Genomic DNA, 5363 nt, shown 5'->3' with positions numbered 1-5363 from the left:
CCCGTGGGCCGGGGCGTCGCTCGCGATCAGCGGAGCGGCGGGCGCGGTGGGCACCCCGCCCTGGCCGTCGAGGGGCTGGCTCCAGGCCAGGCTCACGGGCCCCCAGAGCCAGAGCAGCAGCCGCCGGGCCAGGCGCAGCTCCCTGACCCGGCCCTGCAGCAGAAGCAACGGCAGCAGGTCGACCGGCGGCGGATCCAGCAGGCGCAGGCAGAGGCGGAGTTCGGCATCGATCTGCTGCAGGCCGCTCTGCAGCAGCCACTGGCCCAGCCCCATCGGCACGGAGGAGCCGGGATCGTCGCCCCGTCGCGTCGCGGCGATGGCCAGGACCCGGCCGCCGGCCAGCAGGGTGGTGACCGCCTGCCGCAGGCTGTCGGCATCGGCCTGCTCGATCAGTCCCTGGGCCGGCAGCTGCAGCAGGACATCGCTGCCATAGGGGTGGTTGGCGGGCAGCAGCAGCAGCAGCGGCGCCGGATACCAGCGCTCCAGCAGACGGCGGCTCTCGGCGTCGAGGGCCTGGGGTTCGGGCAGGCTGCCGAGGCACCAGAGGACGAGCTGGGGTGCCCCCTGCAGCGCCTCCGTGTCGACCACCCGGCAGCCACCCCAGGCGTCGGGATCAGCGCTGGTGCCGGCCCCCTCGAGCCAGCTGGTGAGGCCCGCACGCTCCAGGGGATCGGCGAACAGCAGCAGCTGGGGAAGGGGCCGTGCCGGACGTCGTCCCACGTTGCGAGAGAAAGGTTGGCCCGACCTTAACCAAGGCGTCGGGGTTTCTCCAGTGCCGCCGCTTCAGCAGGGACGGGGGTGGCCCGAAAGGTGCAGGGTGTACGACTCGATCGCAAAGCCCGTCTGCTCCTCGATCTGCTGAAGGAGATGGTCGGGAAGGAGAACGTCGAGGTCGTGGATGGCGCCGGACTGGGTGCAGGTGAGGTGGCTGTGGGGGTCGGCGCGATAGCCATAGAGACGGCCACTGGCCCGCTCGATGCATTCGATCACCCCGGCCGATTGCAGCGCCTCGAGGTTCTGATAGACGGAGGTGTGGCCGATGTGGCGGCCCTGATTGTTCAGCTTCTCGAAGATGTCGCGGGCGGAGAGATGGCTTTTCTCGTCCCAGAGCAGATCCAGCACCATGCGCCGCTGGCGGCTCAGCCGCATGCCCAGCTCACGGCACCGCTGGTAGACCTGCTCCACATGGGACGGTGCCGTGGCCACCGCATGGCGATCACCGGGTTCGCCGCGGCGGCCCGAGGCCGCGGAGGATGCGGTGGTCGTGGAGGTAGGCAAACGTTGCCGCAGAACACATTGGCTCTGTTATAGGGCAGTTGCCTGATCACCGGTATGGAATGGACCGTTGCGCCCCGCCGATGTCAGGCGATCGGCAACCGCAGCGGATCCTGCCAGCGACCGTCACCGAGGGCCTGCAGCGCCTCGGCCAGCTCCACCCGTCCGTCGTACAGCGCCCGTCCCACGATCACTCCGTCCACGCCAAGGGGCTCGAGACTCAGCAGGCTGAGCAGGTCGGTGAGGCTGCCCACACCCCCCGAGGCGATCACGGGCAGGGCGGTGGCCTGGGCCATGGCGCGCAGGGCCGCCAGATTCGGGCCCTCCAGGGTGCCATCAGTGGCGATGTCGGTGCTGATGATCGCCGCCACGCCGGTGCCGTCCAGGCTGGCGGCCAGGGCCGTGGCCTCCACCGTGCTCTGCTCGATCCAGCCGCGGGTGGCCACCTTGCCCTCGTTGGCATCGATTCCGACCACGATCCGGCCCGGGTGGCGGCCCGCCAGGTCGCGCACCAGCTGCGGGTTCTCGACGGCGACCGTGCCCAGGATCACCCGGTCCACACCCCAGCCCAGCAACTGTTCGGCCCGCTCCGCCGTTCGCACCCCTCCCCCCAGCTGCACCGGGATCTCCAGGGCCGCAGCGATGGCCTGCACGGCGCCGTCGTTGCGGGGTTCGCCGCTTCTGGCCCCGTCGAGATCGACCAGGTGCAGTCGCGTGGCCCCCTGGCGTTGCCATTCGCGGGCCTGGGCCACCGGATCGTCGCTGAAGCGGGTGACGCGGCCGTAGTCACCCTGATGCAGTCGCACGCAATGCCCGTCGAGCAGATCGATGGCGGGAATGACTTGCATGGAAAGGGAGGACAATGCCGCTGTCGGCTCCATCCTGTGCCATGACGCTGCCCGGATGATGCGGACCTGATGGCCCCCTCCCCTCCCGACCTCGCCGCCCCCGACCTCGCCAAAGACGACTGGCGCCGCCTCAGGGATGCGCTCCGCTACCAGGGCCGCGATCTCCATCACCGCTCCTACGCCGTGGATGCGCGGCGCCGGGAACTGCTCTGGGAGGAGATGGACCGCTGCCTGGCGCTGGCCGATCGCATCGAACGGCATCTCGACGCGCTCGACGGGGCCGACGGGGCCGATGGGGGCTGAGCGGACGGGCCGCCTGAGGCTGATCGCCTTGCCGGGCGCCTGCACCTTGCTGCGGTTCTTCGCCCTGCTGCTGCCCATCGGCGGCGCTGGCCCAGCCCTGGCCCAGCCCCTGACGCCCCCACCGCTGGCGCCGCCGGCACCACCGCCCCGCTCCCTGCTGGGGCCCGATGGCCCCGATCCGCGCGACAGGCCGCCACCGCTGGCCCCGCCGGGTTCGGTGATTCCGCCGATCAACCGCCCCGATCCCCGGCTGGAGGCGGCCCTGCGGGCCCGCCTGTTCGGCGGCCCGCTGGCCTCCCCCCCCGCGGCGGCCGGCGATCCCGACCAGACCGAGTGGGAGCAGGCCCGTGCCACGGCCACCCTGCCGGTCTGCGCCGACGTGGGGCCCCTGCGCTACCTGCACAACCGGGTCGACCTGGACGGCGACGGCCGCCTCGAGACCGTGGCGGTGGTGGTGGGGTCCTATGCCTGCTCCAGCGGCGGCTGCAGCCTGCTGATCTTCCGGGACAGCGACGGCAGCCTGGAACTGGTGGCGGAGAACGGCCTGTTCCAGTCGCCCCTGACGGTGATCAGCAACCGCCACCGCGGCTGGCTGGATCTCACCATGCCCGCCAGCCTCCACGGCGCCCCCGACGGCCTCAAGGAGCTGCGCTTCGATGGCCGCACCTACCGGCCGGTGCCGCTGCCGGTGGCCGAAGGGGCGAGCGGACCGCCCGGGACGGTGCTGCTGGAACTGCTGCCGCTGCCCTTCGAGCGCCTGGGCCAGCCGCTCCCCTGCGGCCCCTGATCCGGGCCGGCCGCTTGAATGGCGCTCACCGACGCGGCATGGCGATGAGGATCCTGGTGATGGGCGGCACCCGTTTCGTGGGGCGTCCCCTGGTCAACCGGCTGCTGGCGGCGGGCCATGAGCTCAGCCTGTTCACCCGCGGCCGCCAGCCGCTGCCGGCGGGGGTGGAGCATCTGCGGGGCGACCGCAGCAGCGCCGAGGGCCTCGCAGCCCTGCAGGATCGCCCCTTCGATGTGATCGTCGACAGCTCCGGCCGCACCGTGGAGGACACCCGCCAGGTGATCGCGCGCACCGGTCCCCCCTCCCACCGGCTGGTGTACGTCAGCTCGGCCGGCGTCTACGCCGACAGCGAGCTCTGGCCCCTCGACGAGGACGCCCCCACCGATCCCCAGAGCCGCCACGCCGGCAAGCTGGACACCGAAGCCTGGCTGCGTCAGGAGGGCATCCCGTTCACCAGCTTCCGGCCCACCTACATCGTCGGACCCGGCAACTACAACCCGGTGGAGAGCTGGTTCTTCGATCGCATCGTGCACGGCCGGCCGGTGCCCCTCCCCGGCGACGGCAGCACCATCACCCAGCTGGGCCACGTGAGTGATCTGGCCGCCGCCATGGCCCGCTGCATCGAGGTGGAGGCCGCCACCAACCGCATCTACAACTGCACGGGCTCCCAGGGCATCAGCTTCCGGGGCCTGGTGGCCGCCGCCGCCCGGGCCTGCGGCACCGACCCGGAGGCGGTGGCGATCCGCAGCTTCGATCCGGCCGGCCTCGACAAGAAGGCCCGCAAGGCTTTTCCCCTGCGCCTGGCCCACTTCCTCACCGACACCCACCGGGTGCGGCGCGAGCTGGCCTGGGAGCCCGCCTTCGACCTGGAGGCCACCCTGGCCGACAGCTACACCAACGACTACGCCCTGCGGATGCCGACCACGCCCGATTTCAGCGGCGACGAGGCCTTGCTGGGCTGAAATGGTGACATGCGACGACGTCTGCCCCTCGGGATGCGTCAGGAGATCCGCCACTGGTGGCGTCTCTGCAACGATCGCCGCAACGGGATCAGGTTTGAGCGCTCCATGGGCGACCTGGGCGTGGACGCCGCGGCCGTGGACGACCTGGTGAGGCACCCAACCATTGGCCTCATCCAGCCGATCATGCCCGGTGACTTCTTCGAGAACAAACGGGCCAACATCCGCCGCGGCGCCACCCTGCTGGATCGCGGCCTGATCGGTGCCGGCAGGGCCTGGTCCTTCTGGCACCGGGTCGGCCGTCCCGATGCCGCCAATGGATTTCAGCCGGGACGCAACATCGTCGGGGGAAAGCTTGTTGCCCTCAACGGCGGCGGGCTCTGCCAGCTGGCTTCAATGGTGTACCACCTGGCCCTGCTGGGTGGCTTGACCGTGCTGGAACGCCATCCCCACAGCCTGGACATCTACGAGGAGGATCAGCGCTTCACACCCCTGGGTGCCGACGCCACGGTGGTGTGGGGATTCAAGGACCTGCGACTCCACAATCCCCACCCCTTTCCTGTCGGCTTCGGCTTCCGGGTGGAGCCGAACAGATTGATCGGTGAACTCCGTTCCGGCGCCGACCTGAAGGCCTGCGACATTGAATTTGAACGTGTGAACCTCGAAAGCCCCTGGGTTCGGGTCAACACGATGGTCAACCGGCGTCTTCTGGTCTCGACGCTGTACGAACAGCGGCAGGGCCTGCAGGTCAGCCCCTCGGGGCGGACCGCAGATACCCCAGGGCCGAGCTGAGCGCCAGCAGCAGCGACGGCCAGAACAGCCACCAGCCGGCCGCCTGCAGGGCGGCCACCAGCCCTGGCCCCAGGCCCAGGCCCCAGGCGGGCGGCCAGAGCAGCAGCAGCAGGGAGAGGAACTGCAGGATCGTCTTGGCCTTGCCCCCCAGCGAGGCGGGGCCGCCGCTGCCCTGGCCGGCCCGCCAGCCGGAGATCAGCAGCTCCCGGGCCAGCAGCAGCCACACCGCCCACAACGGCAGGCCGCCCGTATGGGCCAGCCAGAGCAGTGGGGCGCTGATCAGGATCTTGTCGGTGAGGGGATCGAGCCGCGCCCCCCACACCGACCCGCCGCCGGCCCGGCGGGCCAGGGCACCGTCGGCCCAGTCGCTGAGGCCGCCCAGCAGCAGCAGCCCCCAGG

At 71.2% G+C, this 5363-nt stretch carries 7 protein-coding genes and 1 pseudogene; 4 read left to right on the top strand and 4 right to left on the bottom strand.

Features of this window, described 5'->3' with window-relative positions; genetic code table 11:
- The 3 genes and pseudogenes from VB737_RS05170 to hisA all read right to left on the bottom strand — a co-directional run.
- Positions 1–720 (bottom strand): annotated as a pseudogene (locus VB737_RS05170) (DUF3685 domain-containing protein); the annotation flags it as partial.
- A gap of 63 nt (positions 721–783) precedes the next feature.
- Positions 784–1149 (bottom strand): Fur family transcriptional regulator, encoded by a 366-nt coding sequence (locus tag VB737_RS05165; RefSeq protein ID WP_500311707.1) that lies wholly within the window; start codon positions 1147–1149, stop codon positions 784–786.
- Between the two features lie 212 nt (positions 1150–1361).
- On the bottom strand, positions 1362–2123 hold the full coding sequence (hisA, locus tag VB737_RS05160) for a 1-(5-phosphoribosyl)-5-[(5-phosphoribosylamino)methylideneamino]imidazole-4-carboxamide isomerase (protein WP_500311705.1): 762 nt from the start codon (positions 2121–2123) through the stop codon (positions 1362–1364).
- Positions 2124–2192: 69 nt separating this feature from the next.
- Between hisA and VB737_RS05155 the strand changes: the two genes are divergently transcribed.
- From VB737_RS05155 to VB737_RS05140, 4 genes are read left to right on the top strand one after another with little or no spacing between them, the layout of a single operon-like run.
- The gene (locus tag VB737_RS05155; RefSeq protein WP_500311703.1) at positions 2193–2426 is read left to right on the top strand and encodes a hypothetical protein; all 234 of its coding nucleotides are present in this window, start codon (positions 2193–2195) and stop codon (positions 2424–2426) included.
- On the top strand, positions 2416–3213 hold the full coding sequence (locus VB737_RS05150; RefSeq protein WP_500311701.1) for a COG3650 family protein: 798 nt from the start codon (positions 2416–2418) through the stop codon (positions 3211–3213). The genes VB737_RS05155 and VB737_RS05150 overlap by 11 nt, the downstream gene beginning before the upstream one ends.
- Positions 3214–3257: 44 nt before the next feature.
- The gene (locus tag VB737_RS05145; protein WP_500311699.1) at positions 3258–4175 is read left to right on the top strand and encodes an NAD-dependent epimerase/dehydratase family protein; all 918 of its coding nucleotides are present in this window, start codon (positions 3258–3260) and stop codon (positions 4173–4175) included.
- Positions 4176–4184: 9 nt separating this feature from the next.
- Complete coding sequence (locus VB737_RS05140) at positions 4185–4964, top strand: VanW family protein (RefSeq protein ID WP_500311697.1); 780 nt, start codon at positions 4185–4187, stop codon at positions 4962–4964.
- Here VB737_RS05140 and VB737_RS05135 read toward each other — a convergent pair.
- Positions 4921–5363 (bottom strand): CDP-alcohol phosphatidyltransferase family protein (locus VB737_RS05135; RefSeq protein WP_500311695.1); only part of this gene is annotated, 443 nt, incomplete at its 5' end. The genes VB737_RS05140 and VB737_RS05135 overlap by 44 nt on opposite strands.

This window comes from Synechococcus sp. BA-120 BA3 (genome assembly GCF_034931285.1).
Classification (GTDB): Bacteria; Cyanobacteriota; Cyanobacteriia; order PCC-6307; family Cyanobiaceae; genus Cyanobium.
The sequence above is the reverse complement of the archived record's forward strand: the minus strand, read 5'-3'. Positions and strand labels throughout refer to the sequence as shown.